We start from the raw sequence: 15,891 nt of genomic DNA, 5'->3' as shown, positions 1-15,891 counted from the left end.
ACGCGATTCGATCGGGGAAAAAGCGCCGAGGTGTCGATCAGTCGGCGGCGACTTCGACCTTCGCTTCGTCTTCCTTGCCGATGGCCTCGACGATGAGTTCGGCCACGTCGACGATCTCGATCTCGTCCTCGAAGTCGCCGGTCTTGCGGCCGTCCTCGTACATCGTCATGCACATCGGGCAAGCGACGACGAACTTCTCGATCCCGCTGCCGGCGTCGGTGTCCTCGAGCGCCTCGCGGATTCGTTCCTCGCTGGGCTTGGGTTCTTCCTCGAAGTCCATCCAGAGGCCGCCGCCGCCGCCGCCACAGCAGAAGGAGTTGCTGCGGTTGCGGGGCATCTCGTCTAACGTACAGCCCGTCGCTTTGATGAGTTCGCGCGGGGCCTCGTACTCGTCGTTGTACCGGCCGAGGTGACACGGGTCGTGGTAGGTGACCGTGTAATCGAGTTCGGTCCCGTTCAGGTCGAGTTTGCCGTCGGCGACCAGTTCCTCGACGGCTTGGGTCCAGTGGTAGATGTCGATCTCGCCGTCCGCGTTCCACTGGTCCTCGTACTCGAAGGGCATCATCGGGTCGTCGGCGAACTCGTCGAAGTTGACCTCGGGGTACTCGTTTTTGAACGTGTTGTAGGAGTGGGGGTCCGTACAGACGATCGTGTCGAACTCGCAGTCCGCCCAGGTCTCGACGTGGTGGCCGGCCAGTTCGACGTAGAGCAGTTCCTCGCCGACGCGGCGGATGTCGTTGCCGTCGAACTTCTCGTCGTCGAAGAGGATGCCGAAGCTGACGTCGGCCTCCTTCAGGATGGTCGCCAGCGAGCGGGCGACCTGCTTGTTGCGCTCGTCGTAGCTCGGGAAGTCGCCGACGTACCAGAGGTAGTCGACTTCCTCCTCGCGGGCGTCGGTGACGTCGAACTCGAGTTCGTCGGCCCAGTCGCCGCGGTTGCGCGGCGAGTCGCCGAAGGTGTTGCCGTTCTGCATGACGTTCTGGAAGACGTCCTGCATGCTCGAGGAGACATCGCCCTGATCGGTCTGTTGGCGGTTGAGCCGGGTGAAGCTCTTGAGGTGTTCGATCTCGACGGGGCAGGCGTCCATACAGGCCATGCACGCCATACAGGAGTCCATCGTCTCGGAGTTGATCACCGAGGTGCCGCCGTCGGCGATGATCGGTTTCTCCTCGCCGCCGGCGTCGAGATCCTCGCGGTAGGATTTCAGGTCGAGGATGACGTTCCGCGGATCGAGCGGGCGGTCGGAGGCCTTGGCCGGACAGACCGACGAACAGCGACCGCACTTGGTACAGGCGTCCTGATCGAGGATTTCCTTCCAGGTGAAGTCATCGATGGACTCGGCGTTGGTCGCGTCCAGGTCCGACGGGACGTTGGGCAGGCGCTGCCCTGCTTTCTCGTCGCGCGTGACGACGTTCGCAAAGGAGGAGATCATGTGGAAGGGCTTGGCGTAAGGAATCCACGCGATGAAGAAGAAGGCGAGCAGCGAGTGGGACCACCACGTGAGCCAGTGGAGCGTCTCGGCGTTGGCACCGAGATTGGCGGACGCGCTGTACTCGGGGCCGGCGGCCACTGCGGCTTCGGTGCTCGGGAGGCCGATTCCGTCGAACATCGTCGCGAGTCCGTAGCCGACGAAGCTCACGATTTCGTGGTCCGGAATCCCGGCGATGTAGATCCGGAACCCCTCGAGCAGGAAGCCGCCGATGCCGAGCGCGAACAGCGTCCAGATGAAGACGTCGTCCTCGTTGGAGGTGTGTCGATCCCAGAGACGGGTGTTGCGGACCCAGTAGCGGCGGTACATCGCCATTCCGATGCCGACGACGAAGAGGAGCCCCAGCGCGTCGACCATGAACTGGTAGGCGAGATAGAAGTCACCGTTCCAAAACGACATGTGGAGGAGTTTCTTCGCGGCGTACTCCTCGGCCATCAGGATCAGCGTCGCGACGAACAGCGTCAGGAATCCCCACAGAATAAACGAGTGCATCAGACCGCCGTAGAGGTCCCTGTTGAACTGTTTCTCGTTCGAGAGCACGATCTTGGTCGCGCTCACGACGCGGTTCCCCAGGTCGTCGAGTCGGGGGAACGAATCGTCGTCCCCCGCTGCGTAGCGGGCGAACCGCTGATAGACGCCGTAGGTGAAGACGGCGATGGCGGTAAACGCAAGGAGGTAGAACACCGCGTACTCGACGCTGGAGATCCCCCAGTACGTCTCCCTAGTCACGTCCGACTGCGCGAAGGCGTTCATGTCCAATGACGGGGAGGGCTGTAACTTAATTCTTGCCACACCGTCTGGACGACTACCCCGACGCCGTCTTGCGAAAATTTCCGCGCTATTTCGAGTTTATAATTGTCGACCATGTGTGACACGGTCGCCCAACGTGATCTGGCAACAGGCTTAAATAGACTCCCGTCTGGAGTGTCCACCCATGAACGATAAAACCGAGGAACTCCGTGATATTTTCACCGACGTCACCGACGGCGAGGAAACCGTCACCGAATCGCAGGAGAACACCCGCGGGTCCCTCGAGCGAGACGAGCGATCCGACGCGGATCGACTCGAGAGCGTCGTCCAGCAGATGCGCGAGCGCTACGAGTTCGAGACGGAACTCTCGGACGACGAACTAATACGGGTCGCCAGAGCGTTCTACGACGGCACCAGCGACGTGGAAATCGCCGACGAACTCGGCGTCGAGGCGGCCGAGGTCTTCGAGGCGCGACTGTCGCTGCATCTCGTCGGGGAGGACGACGCCGACGAGGTCGATCTCGCGGCGATCCGCGACCGCGAAGAGGACGACACGACGCTGGCCGCGGAGTACGACGTCAGCGAAGCTCAGATCCGTCGCTACCGCCGCGTCGCCGACGCGAAAGACCAGTCACGAGCCGCAAACGACCGCTATCGCGACGAGTTCGACAGCATCCTCGCCGATGCCGATCTCTCCGAGCGCATGACCTCCGACCTCCGCGAGGACGGTCTCGAGGACGCGACGGAGGGCATGGAAACCGACGTGGACTTCTGAGGCCGACTTCGTCCGCGATCGTGTGAGCGGGCTTCGACTCCCGTGACTGAGCGAATCGAAGCGTCGCGAGGTCGTCGGCCCCCTCTCAGCCGTCGGGTTCGGTCGCGGCTGCACCGATCCGGTCTTCCGACGCCCTATACGCCGCCCCGCTACGAGACTTCTTATACGAAGCCGCGACCAGACGGGTTGTGACACGTACCCCGGTTTCGTTTAGCGATCTGCGGACCGCCGCCTACTGTCCGCGGAAGTGTTACTACCAGCGACGGCTGCCGGACGAGGACCGCGAGCCGCCGCCCGAGGTCGAGTCGGTTCGGGCACTTGCAACCCGGTACGACGACCTGCTCGAGTCCCCGCCGGGGGCTCTCGCCGAGGAACCGATCGCCGTCCCGGCCGCTCGCTACCGCGACCGGCTGGGGGCGACCCGCGAGCGACTCGCCGACGCGGGTCAGTGGGAGCGCCTCTGTACCCCCGCCGACCGAGCGGTGTTCGCGACCGGCCGCCACTGTCACGGCGTCGTTCACAAGGTCCTCGCCGAGCCGCTCGAGCCGACGCTGATCTCGTCGGGACGGCCGCCGGAAAACGGCGTCTGGGAACCCCAGTCCGTTCACGCGGTCGCAGCCGCGAAGGCGCTGGCCTGGGAGCACCAGGAGACGGTCGACCGGGCCTGGGTGGAGTATCCCGCCTACGGCGTGATCCGGTCGTTCGAACTGACGACGCGGCGGACGGCGCAGTATCGGAGCGCACTCCGGGCGGTCCGGGAGTTGGATGGGCCACCCGCGCGGACGGCCAACCGCTCGAAGTGCGAGTCCTGCGAGTTCGCCGCGGAGTGTGGCGTCAAGATGCGAACGCTCCGATCGTTGTTGGGGGTCGAGTAGTCCGCATGGGCTCGCCTCGAGACACCTACCGATCCAGCGCGACTTTCAGGAGCGCGGTCCCGGCGGCGAAGACGAGCCCGAAGATGAGGCCGACCGGTGCTGCACTCGCGAGCGCTCGATCGGCGATCACGAGTTGGCTCACGGTATAGCCGAGTCCGGGGACGGTGATAGCGAGGAAGCACCACAGAACCGGGTGCGTCCGGAACCACGAGTCGGCGTGTTGGGAACGACGGCTCATGCGGTGACGTACGAAATATATTGGTCTGAAATCAAATAAAATTTTCCAGCCGAGCGGTTCGTGAGCGGTGCTTCCACCGTCGGATCGTCCCGGCCCCGCTGTCGCAATCGTCCCGCCGTCAGTGCCCCTCGAGCCAGGCTTCGATCTCGTCGGCCTGCGCTCCACGGCGGTGGATCGTCCCGCTCGAGACGTCGACGACGGTACTCTCGGTCCCGCCGTCGGTTCGGCCGCCGTCGAGGACGACAGCGGCCGCCTCGCGGATTTCGGGGTCGAGGTCGTCGAGTCGGCGGGCGCTCTCGCGGCCGCTGACGTTCGCGCTCGTCGCGGTGATCGGCGTGCCGGCTCGTTCACAGAGCGCGAGCGCGAGGTCGTTGTCGGGGATGCGGACGCCGACGCGCTCGCGGCCCGCCGTGAGTTCGTCCGGCACGGCCGCCCGTCGCCGACAGAGCACCGTCACCGGCCCGGGGAGGAACGACGCCATGAACCGCCGCTCCCGGTCGGTCGCACGGACGTACTGCAGTGCCGACGGCACCGACGGCACGGCGAAGGAGAGCGGCTTCGTCCGGTCGCGCCCTTTTACCTCGAAAACGCGCTCGACGGTCTCGGAGTCGAGCGCCGCTCCGCCGAGGCCGTAGACCGTTTCGGTGGGATAGACGACGAGGGCCCCCGATTCGATCGCGTCGGCCGCGCGGTCGAGTTCGCTCATTCGGTTCGAAGTCGGCGGATGCCGAGCAAAAAGGTATCGTTCGGGTTCGAGCCCTTACTCGAGGCCGAGTTCCGCCTCGAGCGCGTCGTAGTCGGGGAAGTCGGGCCAGTCGGTGGCGACCCACGCGCCCGCGACCGTGCGGTCGTCGTCGAGCGCGAAGAAGGCGACGCGGGGTTCGCTGATACCAGCCATCCCGTCGAGATCGTGGTCGACGCCGTAAGACGCCGCCACCCGATTGCTCGGGTCGGCGAAGAACGCGAACGGATATTCGTTGTCGTCGAGGAAGCGCTTGATGCCGTAGGGCGTCGAGGCCGTGACGCCGACGACCCGGCCCGCGCGGTCGTCCCAGTTTCGCTCCGCGAGTTCGTCCCAGACGTACGTAGCGAGGAAGGAGCCGGTCATCGGCGTGAAGACGAGGACGGTCGGCCCATCGGTCTCGTTGGCGAGCCTCGAGAGCGTCCGGTCCTCCCAGAACTCGTCGGTGACGAGCGGCCGCGTGAAGTCGGGGGCTGCCGCGCCGGGCTCGGGATGATCCGCCGGACCCAACTCGACGACGTCGAACTCCGGCATCAGGCGTCACCTCCGGCGCTCGCCGCGGCCGCGTCGGGGCGGTCGCCCTCGCCGTAGGTGGACTCGAGGTAGTCGACGATGTTGGCGCTCTCTGCCATCGTGACGCCCGTGTTCTCGTCGACCACGACGGGAACGGTCCGGACGCCGGCGACGCGTTTGACGACATCGCGGTCGGAGTGCATCGGCTCGACGAACCGCGAGCGGTACTCGAGATCGTACTCGGTTAACAGTCGGGTGACGCGCTCACAGTACGGACAGCCCTGCAGTCGGTAGAACGTGATCGGTGGCTCGGCGGTCTCGCTCATGGCCACATGTATGGGAAACGGTCGGGTAAACGTGTCGTCGCCGGCGTCGATGGCCGTGAGTCGGTGGAAAATGGGAAACGGTTAACCGATCCAGCTATAACGCTGTATATCAATGGCGTTGTCTCCGCTGTTTGCGGTCCCGTTGGCCGCCTACGAGGTCCCAGTCGTGGGTGTCGGGTTCGATCAGTCCACAGTGACGGTGCTCGGAGTGGTCGCTATCGCGGCCCTCATTGCGCTCTCCGCGTTCTTTTCCTCGTCGGAGATCGCGATGTTCAACCTTCCGAAACACCGTCTCGAGGGGATGATCGAGGACGATATCCCGGGTGCGAGCCTGGTCAAGGGACTCAAGGACGATCCCCACAGGCTGCTCGTGACGATCCTGGTCGGCAACAACATCGTCAACATCGCGATGTCCTCGATCGCGACGGCGATCCTGTCGATCCACTTCGGCGGGCTGGTCGGCGTCTTGCTGGCGACGTTCGGGATCACTGCCCTCGTCCTCCTGTTCGGCGAGAGCGTTCCCAAGTCCTACGCCGTCGAGAACACGGAAGCGTGGTCGATTCGCATCGCGAGACCGCTGAAGGCCACGGAGTACCTCCTTTTTCCGCTGATCGTCCTTTTCGATTACCTCACCCGACAGATCAACAAGCTCATCGGGTCGACGGGCGCGATCGAGTCGCCGTACGTCACCCGCGACGAGATCCAGGAGATGATCGAGTCCGGCGAACGCGAGGGCGTCTTGGAGGAGGAGGAACACGAGATGCTCACGCGGATCTTCCGCTTTAACAATACCATCGTCAAGGAGGTGATGACGCCGCGTCTCGACATGACGGCGGTCCCGAAAGACGCCGGTATCGACGAAGCGATCGAGACCTGTATCCAGAGCGGCCACGCCCGCATTCCGGTCTACGAGGGCAGCCTCGACAACGTGCAAGGCGTCGTCCACATCCGCGATCTCGTCCGGGACCTCAACTACGGCGAGGCCGAAGACGGCGAACTCGAGCTCGCGGACCTCATCCAGCCGACGCTGCACGTCCCCGAATCGAAGAACGTCGACGAACTCCTGACCGAGATGCGGGAAAACCGGATGCACATGGCGATCGTCATCGACGAGTTCGGGACCACCGAGGGGCTGGTGACGATGGAGGACATGATCGAGGAGATCATCGGCGAGATCCTCGAGGGCGGCGAGGAACAGCCCATCGAGGAGATCGACGACGACACCGTTCTCGTCCGCGGCGAGGTCAACATCGAGGACGTCAACGAGGCGCTCGACATCGACCTGCCCGAGGGACAGGAGTTCGAGACCATCGCCGGCTTCATCTTCAACCGCGCCGGGCGGCTCGTCGAGGAAGGTGAAGAGATCACCTACGACGGCGTCCGCATCACCGTCGAAGACGTCGAAAACACCCGGATCATGATGGCCCGGCTGACGAAACTCGAGGCGGACGCGACCGAGGCCGACGAGGACGAGTCGCTCGAGGAGGAGCCCGATGCCGGCGACGTGACGGACAGCCCGCTCGAGTAGCTCACGAGAGCCGCCTCACGACGACTCACCGCCGCCGACCGAACCGGAATCGCCGTCCCTGCGTCGTGGAGACGCAGTGCCGACAACTCACCGCCTGACGAGACCCCGAAGTCGACGTCCAATGCCCCGTAGCCGCTGCCCGACTCGACGTCCAATGCCCCGTAGCCGCTGCCCGACTCGACGTCCAATGCCCCGTAGCCGCTGCCCGACTCGCTCGGAGAACCGGACGCGACGCGTCTCGACGATCGCTCGAATTTCGTCGGCGATCGCGGGTGGCACGGCGATCCGACGCGGTCCCGCAACGTACTGGCCGTCGGGCTGTTTGTACTCGAGGGAGACGATGGTCGTATCGCCAATCCGCCGGCTGGATACGGCGTTGACCAGCGAGAGATCGATTCGCTGTTCGGGTTCGTAGAGGTAGATCGTCCCCTCCTCACGGTCGAACGCCCCGACCGACTGCAGGAACGAGGCGAGGACGAGTGCGATAAGGGCCCCCGGAATCAACAGGGCGGCGAGCCCGGTGAACGGCCCGGCACCGGCGGCCAGCAGTTCGTTTTGCGAGACGTACCATCCGATTCCCATCAGCGCGCCGATGACCGCTCCCATGACGACCGTGCCGACGGCGGCGTCGATCGCACGGTTCAGGCTCGTTCCTGTCGGTGCGTCGATGGGGAGTCCCTCGGCGATCCGCGTCAGGTGGGCCTCCGTGTGGCTCGAGGCGGCCAGTGCGAGAACGGTCGCCGCGAACGCCGCGATGAACGCGAGCACGACGGTCCCGCCGGGGCCGCCCGCGGCCTCGCTGCCGAGCCTGTACAGTCGCCAGCAGACGACGGTCCCGATCGCGGCGAAGAAGGTACCGACGCCGAACGCCCACAGGAGTCGTACGGTGTGTGAGGTACTGGCGTCTCGCCGCCACTGCATCGTTTCGTCGGCGGTGTCGGTGCCGTCGACGGCGTCCTCGTCCATGCGTCGAACTCACGACCTCTCGGGTAAAGACCGTTCGATGTTGCACGGATCAGAGCACGAGCGCGGCGACGGCGGTGTAGCCGATGAAGGAGACGGTGACCGCGCCGGCCAGCGAGCCGACCCACGCGAGGACGGTCACGCCCATCTTCCGCGCGCTGACGCCGCCACCGGCACCGGCCGCGGCGTAGCCGCTCCCGATGATCGCACTGACGATGATCTCGTTGAACGAGACCGGGATGCCGTAGAAGACGGCGGCCTGTGCGATGATGAACGAGGGGATGAGCGCGGCGATCGACCGGCGCGGCCCCAGCGAGGAGTAGTCCTGGGAAATGGCTTTGATCATCCGCGGCGCACCGGTCCACGAACCGATCAGGAGGCCGAACCCGCCGCCGACGAGCATCGCGAGCAGGGGCAGGTCGAGGTCGCCCGAAAGCGGGATCAGCGGCCCGATCGCCAGCCCCACCTGACTGCCGCCGGCGGAGAAGGCGACGAGCCCTCCGAGTATGAGCAGGAAGTGGCGTTCGCCCCGCTCCGTTCCGTTTCGAAGGTCGACCCCGATCGCGACCGCCCACAGGGCCGCGATCGCGAGCGTCGCGAGGGCGGTGCCGGCGACCGCCGGCCCCGGGAGCGACGTGCTCGAGGCCTGTGCAATCGACGCGCCGCCGCCCGCCGACGAACCGAGGATCGCGAACTCGATGTTGGCGACGATCGCGCCAACGATGGCGGCCAACACGATGATGAGGGACTCCTCGGCGATCACCTCCGCGCGGAGCGCTCGGGCGACCGCGTAGGCGATGGAGCCGCCGATGAACGGCGTCAGAACCCACAGCGTAGCGATTTCCGTATACTTCGCCCACGCGGGGTCGCCGCCCATGGCGAGCCCGGTTCCGATGACCGCGCCGGTAACCGTAAACGCCGTCGCGATCGGGTAGCCGGTGAAAATGCCGATCGCCACCAGCCCGGCCGCGATGAGCAAGGCGAGCGTCGCGGCCACCGACGAGAGCGTGACGTCGCCGGCGATCAGTTCCGTGCCGACCGCTTCGGAGACGTTCGCGCCCTGGAGGACCGCCCCGGCGAAGCCGAGCAGGCCGACGAGAAAGCCGGCCCGCATCACCGAAATCGCGTTCGCACCGACGGCCGGCGCGAAGGGTGTCGAGCCGCTCGAGCCGGCACCGATCGCCCAGGCCATGAAGAGACTCGCGACTGCGGCCACGGCAAAGGTGCCGAACGTGGCGATATCGACCATCTACTCGGTCCCTATTAGCGGCCCCTACAAGTGTGTGCCGACCTCCCGCCGCCGGGAGCGCGGACGACAACACACGGTACGGGACCGGCTCGACCCGATCACGTTCGTGTCGTTCCTCTCCGATCGTCGAACGATTTCTCGTGCGAGCTGTATCTTAACACATAAACCATTGCTATTCTAGTGCCGGGTATGGAGAACATGGAACGGACGGACGAAACGGACGCACTCGACCGCCGACAGTATTTGAAACTGTCGGGTACTGCAGGCATCGCTGTCACTGGACTCGCGGGCTGTCTCGAGAGCAGCGGCAGTGACTCCCCGGACCCCGACGACGAGAACGTGATCGTCCCGGGAACGGCCGCCGGCTTCCCGCCGTTCGAGATGAAACGGGGGAGCGATCTGGTCGGGTTCGATATCGATCTGCTCGAGGCCGTCGTCGGCGAGACCGAGTACGAACTGGCCGAGTGGAAAGACCAGGGGTTCGACGGGCTCCCGCCGGCCCTCAAGGACGGCAAGATCGACGTCATCGCCGCGGCAATGACGATCAACGAGCAGCGCCAGGAGTCCTTCGACTTCACCGACCCGTACCACAGCGCCGACCAGGCGATCCTCGTCCAGTCCGGCGGCGACCTCCAACCCGAGTCGCTCGAGGACCTCGAGGGAACGACCGTCGGTGCCCAGAGCGGAACGACCGGCGAGGTGCTCGTCAAGGACGACCTGATCGGGGCCGGCCTGATCGCCGAGAGCGACTTCAACTCCTACGACAACTACGTGTTGGCGACGGAGGAACTCGAATCCGGAACGATCGACGCCGTCGTGCTCGACGATCCGGTCGCAAAGACGTTCGCGTCCGAGCGCGACGTCGAAGTCGCGTTCATCGAGGAGACCGGCGAGGAGTTCGGCTTCGCCGTCCGGCCGGACGACGACGACCTGCTCGAGGCGCTCAACGAGGGGCTGGCCGCGGTCCGCGAGAGCGGCGAGTACGACGAGATCTCCGAAGAGTGGTTCAGCGGCTAACCGAGAGATCATAGATGGACCTCACGCTCTGGCTGGGACAGTCCCTGGCAGCGCTTGCACACCGGCCGGACGGAGTCCTCGCCGTCGCGGAGACGGTCCCGGCGCTGGTCGATCCGGTCGCAGCGGGGCCGCTCCAGGTCGGTGACTGGGAGTTCGTCGCGGCGAACGCCGACTACCTGCTTGGGGGGACGGTACTTACCGTTCTCCTCACGGTGACCAGCCTCGTGCTCGGCTTCCTGCTCGGCTTTCCGGCGGGCGCGATCGAGGTGTACGGCGACGGTGTCCTGCGGACGCTCGTCCGCAAGTTCGGCGTGGTACTGCGCGGAACGCCGATCATCGTCATCATGATCTTCACCTACTACGTGTTGCCCATCGAGGTTCCGATCAACGCGATCGTCGCGGTCCTGACGGCCGTCGACGCCGCACTCGGGCCGACGCCGTTTACCGTGCCGACGAGCGTGCCGGATACCTTCATGGCGGCGACGCTCGCGCTCGGCTTCCGGAGCGCGGCCTACCAGTCACAGATCTTCCGCGGCGCGTTGGAGAGTATCGACGAGGGCCAACTGGCCGCGGCCAGATCGATCGGGATGAGCCGTTTGGAGGGTATTCGACACGTGGTCGTTCCCCAGGCGCTCCGCCGGAGCGTTCCCGGGTTCCAAAACGAGTTCACGATCGTGCTCAAGGACACCTCGATCGCGTTCGCGATCGGCCTCGCCGAACTGCTCAAGCGCAGCCACGATCTGTTCCTCCAGCAGACCACCGCAGTCCTCGAAATCGTCCTCTTTATGAGTCTGATCTACTTCGTCCTGACGTTCGCGGTTAATCGGACGCTCGACTACGGAAGCAGCTACTTCGCAATTCCAGGTGACTCGTCGTGACAGCTCCTCGGACGGACGACGGTGACGGACGCACAGCAGACGAACGACGCGGCGACGGCGACGAGCGGACCGGTTCGCCGTCGTCCGCGACCGCGGCGACGGACCCGCTCTTGCGGGTCGAGAACCTCCACAAGTCCTACGGGGCTGAGGAGGTCCTGCGGGGCGTTTCCCTCGAGATCGACCGCGGCGACGTCGAGGTGCTCGTCGGCCCGAGCGGGAGCGGCAAGTCGACGTTGCTGCAGTGTCTCAACTGCCTGACCGAGATCGACAGCGGCCACATCTATCTCGGCGACACCGAGGTGACGGCTTCGGATACCGACCCGAACGAAATCCGCCAGCAGATCGGGATGGTCTTCCAGGACATCAACCTGTTTGCCCATCTCACTGCCCGCAAGAACATTACCCTCGGCCTCCGGAAAGTCCGGGGGATGAGCGCGGACGCGGCCCGCGAGCGGGCGGATTCCGAACTGGATCGCGTCGGCCTCGCGGACCAGGCTGACTCGTACCCGGCACAGCTTTCGGGCGGTCAGAAACAGCGCGTCGGGATCGCCCGCGCGCTGGCGATGGACCCCGAGGTGATGCTGTTCGACGAACCCACGAGCGCGCTCGACCCCGAACTGAGCAACGAGGTACTCACGGTGATGGACGAACTCGTCGACGAGGGGATGACGATGGTCGTCGTCACCCACGAGATGCGCTTCGCCCGCGGCGCGGCCAGCGGTATCACGTTCCTCGCCGACGGGCAGATCGTCGAGCGGGGGCCGCCCGAACGACTGTTCGAGAACCCCTCCCACGAGCGGACCGCGCAGTTCTTCGAGAACATCAGCCACGACCATGACTGAGGGGACCGACGTCACGACCGCGACCGAGCGGGACCCAGTCGCCGGGACGGAGTCGCGACCGACTGCCCGTGACCGACTCCGCAGTTCGTTCGATCGCGCCGGGCACCTGCTCGCGGTGTTCGCCGGGATCGTCTTCTGGGGCTGGCTGCTGACGCGCTGGCTCTACGACTGGGTGTTCGCGCGCTTGGGCATCGGCCCGGGTGCCGGCGAGGCCTTCCTCTCGCCGGCTCCGTTCGAAGCGCTGGCCGCGTCGCTTTCGTCCGCCGCTGGGTCGTTCGGCCCGCTCGGCGTCCCGATCGGCTGGCTCGCATCTGCGGCCGACGCGGCGGCGCTCGGTGTCGAGATCGGGCCGGCGCTGGCGACCGGTGCCTGGTACACCGTCCTCCTGACGCTGAGCAGCCTCACGCTCGGGTTCTGTATCGCAGTTCCCCTCGCGATCCTGCGGGTCTACGGCGGCCCGGTGCGGTGGCTCGCGCTCGCGTACACGGAACTGATTCGCGGGACGCCGCTGCTCGCGCAACTGTTCGTCCTCTACTACGGGCTGCCGCTGTCGGCCTGGCTCAACGACTTCTCCGTCGTCGGGCGCGGGTTCGTCCCCGGGTACGCGTTCTGGATCGCCATCCTCGGGTTCACGATCAACGGCTCGGCCTACCAGGCCGAGTACATTCGCGGCGCACTCGAGACCGTCGACGAGGGGCAGTTGACGGCTGCGCGCGCGATCGGACTGTCGAAATTCGAGGGCATCCGCCACGTCGTCCTGCCACAGACGTTGCGGTACGCGATTCCGGCCTGGACGAACGAACTCGTCTACCTCATCAAGTACTCCTCGCTGGCCGGATTCATCACGGTGCCCGAACTGTACTATCGCGGCAACGACATCGCCTCCTCGACCCTCGAGTACACGTCGATCTTCGGGCTGCTCGCAATCGTCTATCTCGGCCTGGTGCTGTCGGCGACGAACGTCATGGGCCGCGTGGAACGTCACGTCGCAGTTCCGGGACTCGGCGGTGCCGAGGGTCGCCAACAGGAGGCGACCGAGTAGCGCCTTCGCTATCGGTCCGCCGCTCGAGTCCGCCCTACTCGTCCACGCCACGAACCGACTCGCGACCGCGGCCACGAGAACGCTTGCGAGTGCGATGACTTACTCGACCGGCTCGGCATCGGCCGCAGCGTGCTCGAGAAAGAACGCCCTGTGTTTGTACAGGATCCATAGGCCGGTCAGCCAGAGTGTTGTGGCAGCCACGGCACTTAGTAGTAGATCGTCATTGCCTTGGACAGTACCTGAGTTGAGAATCCCAAGAAATCCCCCTGTAATATGAAAACTCCAACCGAGGAATCCACCGGCGAGGCCGATTGGCCGGCCAGTGATGATCGTCCAGCCGATACCGACTGTACACACACTGAAGACGATTGCTGGCCAGATCTCCAGGGGGTTCTCTCCACTAATGGCTTGAATACCGTTCCTAATTCCGTTGATTAGGATGAGCCAGCCCAGTATTCCGACGCCGATCGGTGTCTCGTTCGTATTCGGCTCGAGCAGCCCGCTCCGCGTCGTGGGTCTCGTCAGTACCATCGTCAATATACGTCTGCTGCCGTAGATGAAGCTCCGGAGACATATAAACAATCTCATTTAAAAGGGTAGTCAACTGTGTGGACTGCGGTCGCCGAGCCGCCGCCGTTCTCGAGGGCACCCCCGTCGGACAGCTCTCACTCGAACCGGCTCGAGCGGTCAGTTCGTCGTCGATTTCGAGTTGTCGCCGTTATCCGGCGGCGGCTCTGCACCCTCGATCGCTTCGGCTGCGTCGGTGTTTTTCTCCACTTCGACGTGCCAGCGGTCGATCTCGTCCTCGTACTCGGCGAGGCGGTCGGAGACCTCCTCTTTCAGTTCGTCGTCGTTGACGTTGACCTCGAAGACGAACTGTTCGCCGTTGCCGCCGTTGCGCGTCGACTGCTGGACGTTGGCACTGACGAGTTCGTTGTCGAAATAGTAGGGCGCGAGTTGTGTCATCACGTTCTGATAGACCGTGTCCTCGACGCGGCGCAATGCCTTCCGGCTCGCCGAATCGGCCGCTCGAGCGACGTAATCGACCGATTCCTTCCAGTTGTCGACCGCGGCCTCGGCGTCGTCCTCCTCGAGTTGCTCGTAGGACTCCGAGAGTTTCTCCCCGGCGGTCTTGATGTCCTCGTCCGGCTCTTTCCCGGCTTTTTCGCCTTTTCCCTCTTCGACGCTGGCCTGATCCGCGGTTTTTTCGCTGACGTCGGAGTCGAGGGTTTCGTGGGCTTTGGGACGCCACTCTTCCCACTCCTCGAATGCGCGCGCGAAGCGCGTATCGGTCTCTCCGTCAGGATCGTGGATGTCGATGTCTTGAAGCGCGCGCGTGATGCGCTCGCCGTGTTCGACGATGTCGCCCCAGTCACCGCGAACTTTGAACCCCGAGATGCTCTCTTCCATTCGGCTGGCCGAGTGGTAGCGTGCGGATAGGTATAAACTTCTCCCGTCGACCGCTTGGACGGGGGTGGTCAGCAGGGAGCTACCGCTACCCGTTTGGCCCCGTGTCACTCAGCTGCCGCCCGCCGGTCATCCCCTGGTTCGCCCGCCGCTTGGCTGCTGTGTTGTCATCGACTGCCCACCCATCTGTTGACCCCCCATCTGTTGACCCCCGATCTGTTGGCCGCCCATCTGCTGGCCGCCCTCGACCGACTCGAGCAGCGTCAGACAGGAGTCCATCGTCCGATCGATCGCCGCGATCGTCTCGGCGACGTGCGAGTGTTGCTGGAACTGCCGGAGTTCGGGCAGGCTCTCCTCGGCGATCCGGACGAACGTGTCCGCGATCTCGGGGCCGAACATCGAGTCGCGCGCGATCAGCTTCTCGTTGAACTCGGCTAGTTCCGCGATGTCGCGACAGATCGCCGCACACGTCGCGAGCTGTGGCCCCTCCGACGCGCACATCTTCGCACACCAGTCGGCGATGTGTGACAGCTCCGTGAAGTCCTCGAGCGCGATCCGAAGCTCGTTGGTGAGGTGGTTCTCGAACGACTGTCGACTCTGGGCTTCCTCTCCGGCCATCCCTTGGCTGGACGGCTGTTGGCCGCCGCTCATCGGTTGCTGTCCGCCACCCATCGACTGTGGCTGTTGCCCACCCGCCATCGGTTGCTGTCCACCACCCATTGACTGTGGCTGTTGTCCACTCGCCATCGGTTGCTGTCCGCCGCTCATCGGTTGTGGCTGTTGGCCGCCGCTCATCGATTGCTGTCCGCCACCCATCGGCTGCTGGCCACTGCTCGCTCCCTGGCTGCCGCTCATCGTCCGCTCGCTGGGTATTCGTGTCTGCTGCTGTTCGGTCCGCCCCTGCCGTTGCTGTTGCTCGTACTGGTGTCCCATCGTCGTTCAGCGCCCGTGATGAGGCATCGAGCGCTACACCGATGGGTCGATTAAACCGGACCCACTGTTACGACCGTTTCCGGTAGCAAACCGCCGTTTTCACCTCGTGGCGACGACACGCGAACTCGCATCGCCAGTCGACTGACGGCCCGGTAACAGCGTATTAGCGATTTCAAGTCGGAATTGCACTACTAACTGGTGTCCGAAACGGTCCGTCGACAGGAGGCGTTGAAGCGGAACATTTGGTCGTCCGTGACTCCACTCTTCTGCTTCACCAACTGTTGCGTCCCGATTGCACAAGGAGTTACGAGCGAACGAGGCAAA

The 15,891-nt window shown here is 64.9% G+C and carries 17 protein-coding genes; 7 read left to right on the top strand and 10 right to left on the bottom strand.

Annotated elements, in window-relative coordinates:
* Positions 1-37: 37 nt before the first annotated feature.
* Positions 38-2,242, bottom strand: coding sequence for a (Fe-S)-binding protein (locus ALTAJ2_RS10280; RefSeq protein ID WP_050031465.1), 2,205 nt, complete (start codon positions 2,240-2,242; stop codon positions 38-40).
* A 181-nt stretch (positions 2,243-2,423) separates the two neighbouring features.
* Between ALTAJ2_RS10280 and ALTAJ2_RS10275 the strand changes: the two genes are divergently transcribed.
* Positions 2,424-3,014: a hypothetical protein gene (locus ALTAJ2_RS10275; RefSeq protein ID WP_007110016.1), complete on the top strand. Its 591-nt coding sequence runs from the start codon at positions 2,424-2,426 to the stop codon at positions 3,012-3,014.
* 188 nt (positions 3,015-3,202) lie between these two features.
* Positions 3,203-3,889: a CRISPR-associated protein Cas4 gene (locus ALTAJ2_RS10270; protein ID WP_007110015.1), complete on the top strand. Its 687-nt coding sequence runs from the start codon at positions 3,203-3,205 to the stop codon at positions 3,887-3,889.
* Between the two features lie 25 nt (positions 3,890-3,914).
* Here the strand turns inward: ALTAJ2_RS10270 and ALTAJ2_RS10265 are convergent, their stop codons facing one another.
* From ALTAJ2_RS10265 to ALTAJ2_RS10250, 4 genes are all read right to left on the bottom strand, one after another.
* The gene (locus ALTAJ2_RS10265; RefSeq protein WP_007110014.1) at positions 3,915-4,127 is read right to left on the bottom strand and encodes a hypothetical protein; all 213 of its coding nucleotides are present in this window, start codon (positions 4,125-4,127) and stop codon (positions 3,915-3,917) included.
* A gap of 118 nt (positions 4,128-4,245) precedes the next feature.
* Positions 4,246-4,833, bottom strand: coding sequence for an L-threonylcarbamoyladenylate synthase (locus ALTAJ2_RS10260; protein WP_007110013.1), 588 nt, complete (start codon positions 4,831-4,833; stop codon positions 4,246-4,248).
* A 54-nt stretch (positions 4,834-4,887) separates the two neighbouring features.
* Positions 4,888-5,403 (bottom strand): redoxin domain-containing protein, encoded by a 516-nt coding sequence (locus tag ALTAJ2_RS10255; protein ID WP_007110012.1) that lies wholly within the window; start codon positions 5,401-5,403, stop codon positions 4,888-4,890.
* A complete protein-coding gene (locus ALTAJ2_RS10250; protein ID WP_007110011.1) occupies positions 5,403-5,708 on the bottom strand; it encodes a glutathione S-transferase N-terminal domain-containing protein in 306 nt (101 codons plus the stop codon). Before ALTAJ2_RS10250 ends, ALTAJ2_RS10255 begins: the two co-directional genes overlap by 1 nt.
* A gap of 112 nt (positions 5,709-5,820) precedes the next feature.
* Between ALTAJ2_RS10250 and ALTAJ2_RS10245 the strand changes: the two genes are divergently transcribed.
* Positions 5,821-7,236: a hemolysin family protein gene (locus tag ALTAJ2_RS10245; RefSeq protein WP_050031464.1), complete on the top strand. Its 1,416-nt coding sequence runs from the start codon at positions 5,821-5,823 to the stop codon at positions 7,234-7,236.
* A gap of 87 nt (positions 7,237-7,323) precedes the next feature.
* On the opposite strand, the gene ALTAJ2_RS10240 is transcribed toward ALTAJ2_RS10245, so the two are convergent.
* Positions 7,324-8,202 (bottom strand): hypothetical protein, encoded by an 879-nt coding sequence (locus ALTAJ2_RS10240; protein ID WP_050031463.1) that lies wholly within the window; start codon positions 8,200-8,202, stop codon positions 7,324-7,326.
* A gap of 49 nt (positions 8,203-8,251) precedes the next feature.
* Positions 8,252-9,448, bottom strand: coding sequence for an inorganic phosphate transporter (locus ALTAJ2_RS10235; protein WP_007110008.1), 1,197 nt, complete (start codon positions 9,446-9,448; stop codon positions 8,252-8,254).
* A gap of 189 nt (positions 9,449-9,637) precedes the next feature.
* Here ALTAJ2_RS10235 and ALTAJ2_RS10230 point away from each other — a divergent pair, with 189 nt between their 5' ends.
* The 4 genes from ALTAJ2_RS10230 to ALTAJ2_RS10215 are packed head-to-tail and all read left to right on the top strand — an operon-like array spanning position 9,638 to position 13,227.
* Positions 9,638-10,465: a basic amino acid ABC transporter substrate-binding protein gene (locus tag ALTAJ2_RS10230; protein ID WP_007110007.1), complete on the top strand. Its 828-nt coding sequence runs from the start codon at positions 9,638-9,640 to the stop codon at positions 10,463-10,465.
* Between the two features lie 14 nt (positions 10,466-10,479).
* Positions 10,480-11,343, top strand: coding sequence for an amino acid ABC transporter permease (locus ALTAJ2_RS10225; protein ID WP_007110006.1), 864 nt, complete (start codon positions 10,480-10,482; stop codon positions 11,341-11,343).
* Positions 11,340-12,185: an amino acid ABC transporter ATP-binding protein gene (locus ALTAJ2_RS10220; protein ID WP_007110005.1), complete on the top strand. Its 846-nt coding sequence runs from the start codon at positions 11,340-11,342 to the stop codon at positions 12,183-12,185. Before ALTAJ2_RS10225 ends, ALTAJ2_RS10220 begins: the two co-directional genes overlap by 4 nt.
* Positions 12,178-13,227, top strand: coding sequence for an amino acid ABC transporter permease (locus ALTAJ2_RS10215; protein ID WP_007110004.1), 1,050 nt, complete (start codon positions 12,178-12,180; stop codon positions 13,225-13,227). Before ALTAJ2_RS10220 ends, ALTAJ2_RS10215 begins: the two co-directional genes overlap by 8 nt.
* 99 nt (positions 13,228-13,326) lie before the next feature.
* Here the strand turns inward: ALTAJ2_RS10215 and ALTAJ2_RS10210 are convergent, their stop codons facing one another.
* From ALTAJ2_RS10210 to ALTAJ2_RS20445, 3 genes are all read right to left on the bottom strand, one after another.
* Complete coding sequence (locus ALTAJ2_RS10210) at positions 13,327-13,758, bottom strand: hypothetical protein (protein WP_049900676.1); 432 nt, start codon at positions 13,756-13,758, stop codon at positions 13,327-13,329.
* 156 nt (positions 13,759-13,914) lie between these two features.
* Entirely contained in the window at positions 13,915-14,637 is a 723-nt protein-coding gene (locus ALTAJ2_RS10205) for a DUF5828 family protein (protein WP_007110002.1), read from the bottom strand.
* Positions 14,638-14,763: 126 nt separating this feature from the next.
* Positions 14,764-15,252, bottom strand: coding sequence for a hypothetical protein (locus ALTAJ2_RS20445; protein ID WP_007110001.1), 489 nt, complete (start codon positions 15,250-15,252; stop codon positions 14,764-14,766).
* Positions 15,253-15,891 lie beyond the last annotated feature (639 nt).

It is taken from the genome of Natrinema altunense, assembly GCF_000731985.1.
GTDB classification, from domain to species: domain Archaea; phylum Halobacteriota; class Halobacteria; order Halobacteriales; family Natrialbaceae; genus Natrinema; species Natrinema altunense.
This window is presented reverse-complemented; position numbering and strand designations above follow the sequence as displayed.

What these genes read in the sequence shown, in the direction of transcription:
- ALTAJ2_RS10280 (WP_050031465.1), bottom strand. Translation starts at nt 2,242, where the DNA reads ATGAACGCCTTCGCGCAGTCGGACGTGACTAGGGAGACGTACTGGGGG.
- ALTAJ2_RS10275 (WP_007110016.1), top strand. Translation starts at nt 2,424, where the DNA reads ATGAACGATAAAACCGAGGAACTCCGTGATATTTTCACCGACGTCACC.
- ALTAJ2_RS10265 (WP_007110014.1), bottom strand. Translation starts at nt 4,127, where the DNA reads ATGAGCCGTCGTTCCCAACACGCCGACTCGTGGTTCCGGACGCACCCG.
- ALTAJ2_RS10260 (WP_007110013.1), bottom strand. Translation starts at nt 4,833, where the DNA reads ATGAGCGAACTCGACCGCGCGGCCGACGCGATCGAATCGGGGGCCCTC.
- ALTAJ2_RS10255 (WP_007110012.1), bottom strand. Translation starts at nt 5,403, where the DNA reads ATGCCGGAGTTCGACGTCGTCGAGTTGGGTCCGGCGGATCATCCCGAG.
- ALTAJ2_RS10250 (WP_007110011.1), bottom strand. Translation starts at nt 5,708, where the DNA reads ATGAGCGAGACCGCCGAGCCACCGATCACGTTCTACCGACTGCAGGGC.
- ALTAJ2_RS10245 (WP_050031464.1), top strand. Translation starts at nt 5,821, where the DNA reads ATGGCGTTGTCTCCGCTGTTTGCGGTCCCGTTGGCCGCCTACGAGGTC.
- ALTAJ2_RS10240 (WP_050031463.1), bottom strand. Translation starts at nt 8,202, where the DNA reads ATGGACGAGGACGCCGTCGACGGCACCGACACCGCCGACGAAACGATG.
- ALTAJ2_RS10235 (WP_007110008.1), bottom strand. Translation starts at nt 9,448, where the DNA reads ATGGTCGATATCGCCACGTTCGGCACCTTTGCCGTGGCCGCAGTCGCG.
- ALTAJ2_RS10230 (WP_007110007.1), top strand. Translation starts at nt 9,638, where the DNA reads ATGGAGAACATGGAACGGACGGACGAAACGGACGCACTCGACCGCCGA.
- ALTAJ2_RS10225 (WP_007110006.1), top strand. Translation starts at nt 10,480, where the DNA reads ATGGACCTCACGCTCTGGCTGGGACAGTCCCTGGCAGCGCTTGCACAC.
- ALTAJ2_RS10215 (WP_007110004.1), top strand. Translation starts at nt 12,178, where the DNA reads ATGACTGAGGGGACCGACGTCACGACCGCGACCGAGCGGGACCCAGTC.
- ALTAJ2_RS10210 (WP_049900676.1), bottom strand. Translation starts at nt 13,758, where the DNA reads ATGGTACTGACGAGACCCACGACGCGGAGCGGGCTGCTCGAGCCGAAT.
- ALTAJ2_RS10205 (WP_007110002.1), bottom strand. Translation starts at nt 14,637, where the DNA reads ATGGAAGAGAGCATCTCGGGGTTCAAAGTTCGCGGTGACTGGGGCGAC.
- ALTAJ2_RS20445 (WP_007110001.1), bottom strand. Translation starts at nt 15,252, where the DNA reads ATGGCCGGAGAGGAAGCCCAGAGTCGACAGTCGTTCGAGAACCACCTC.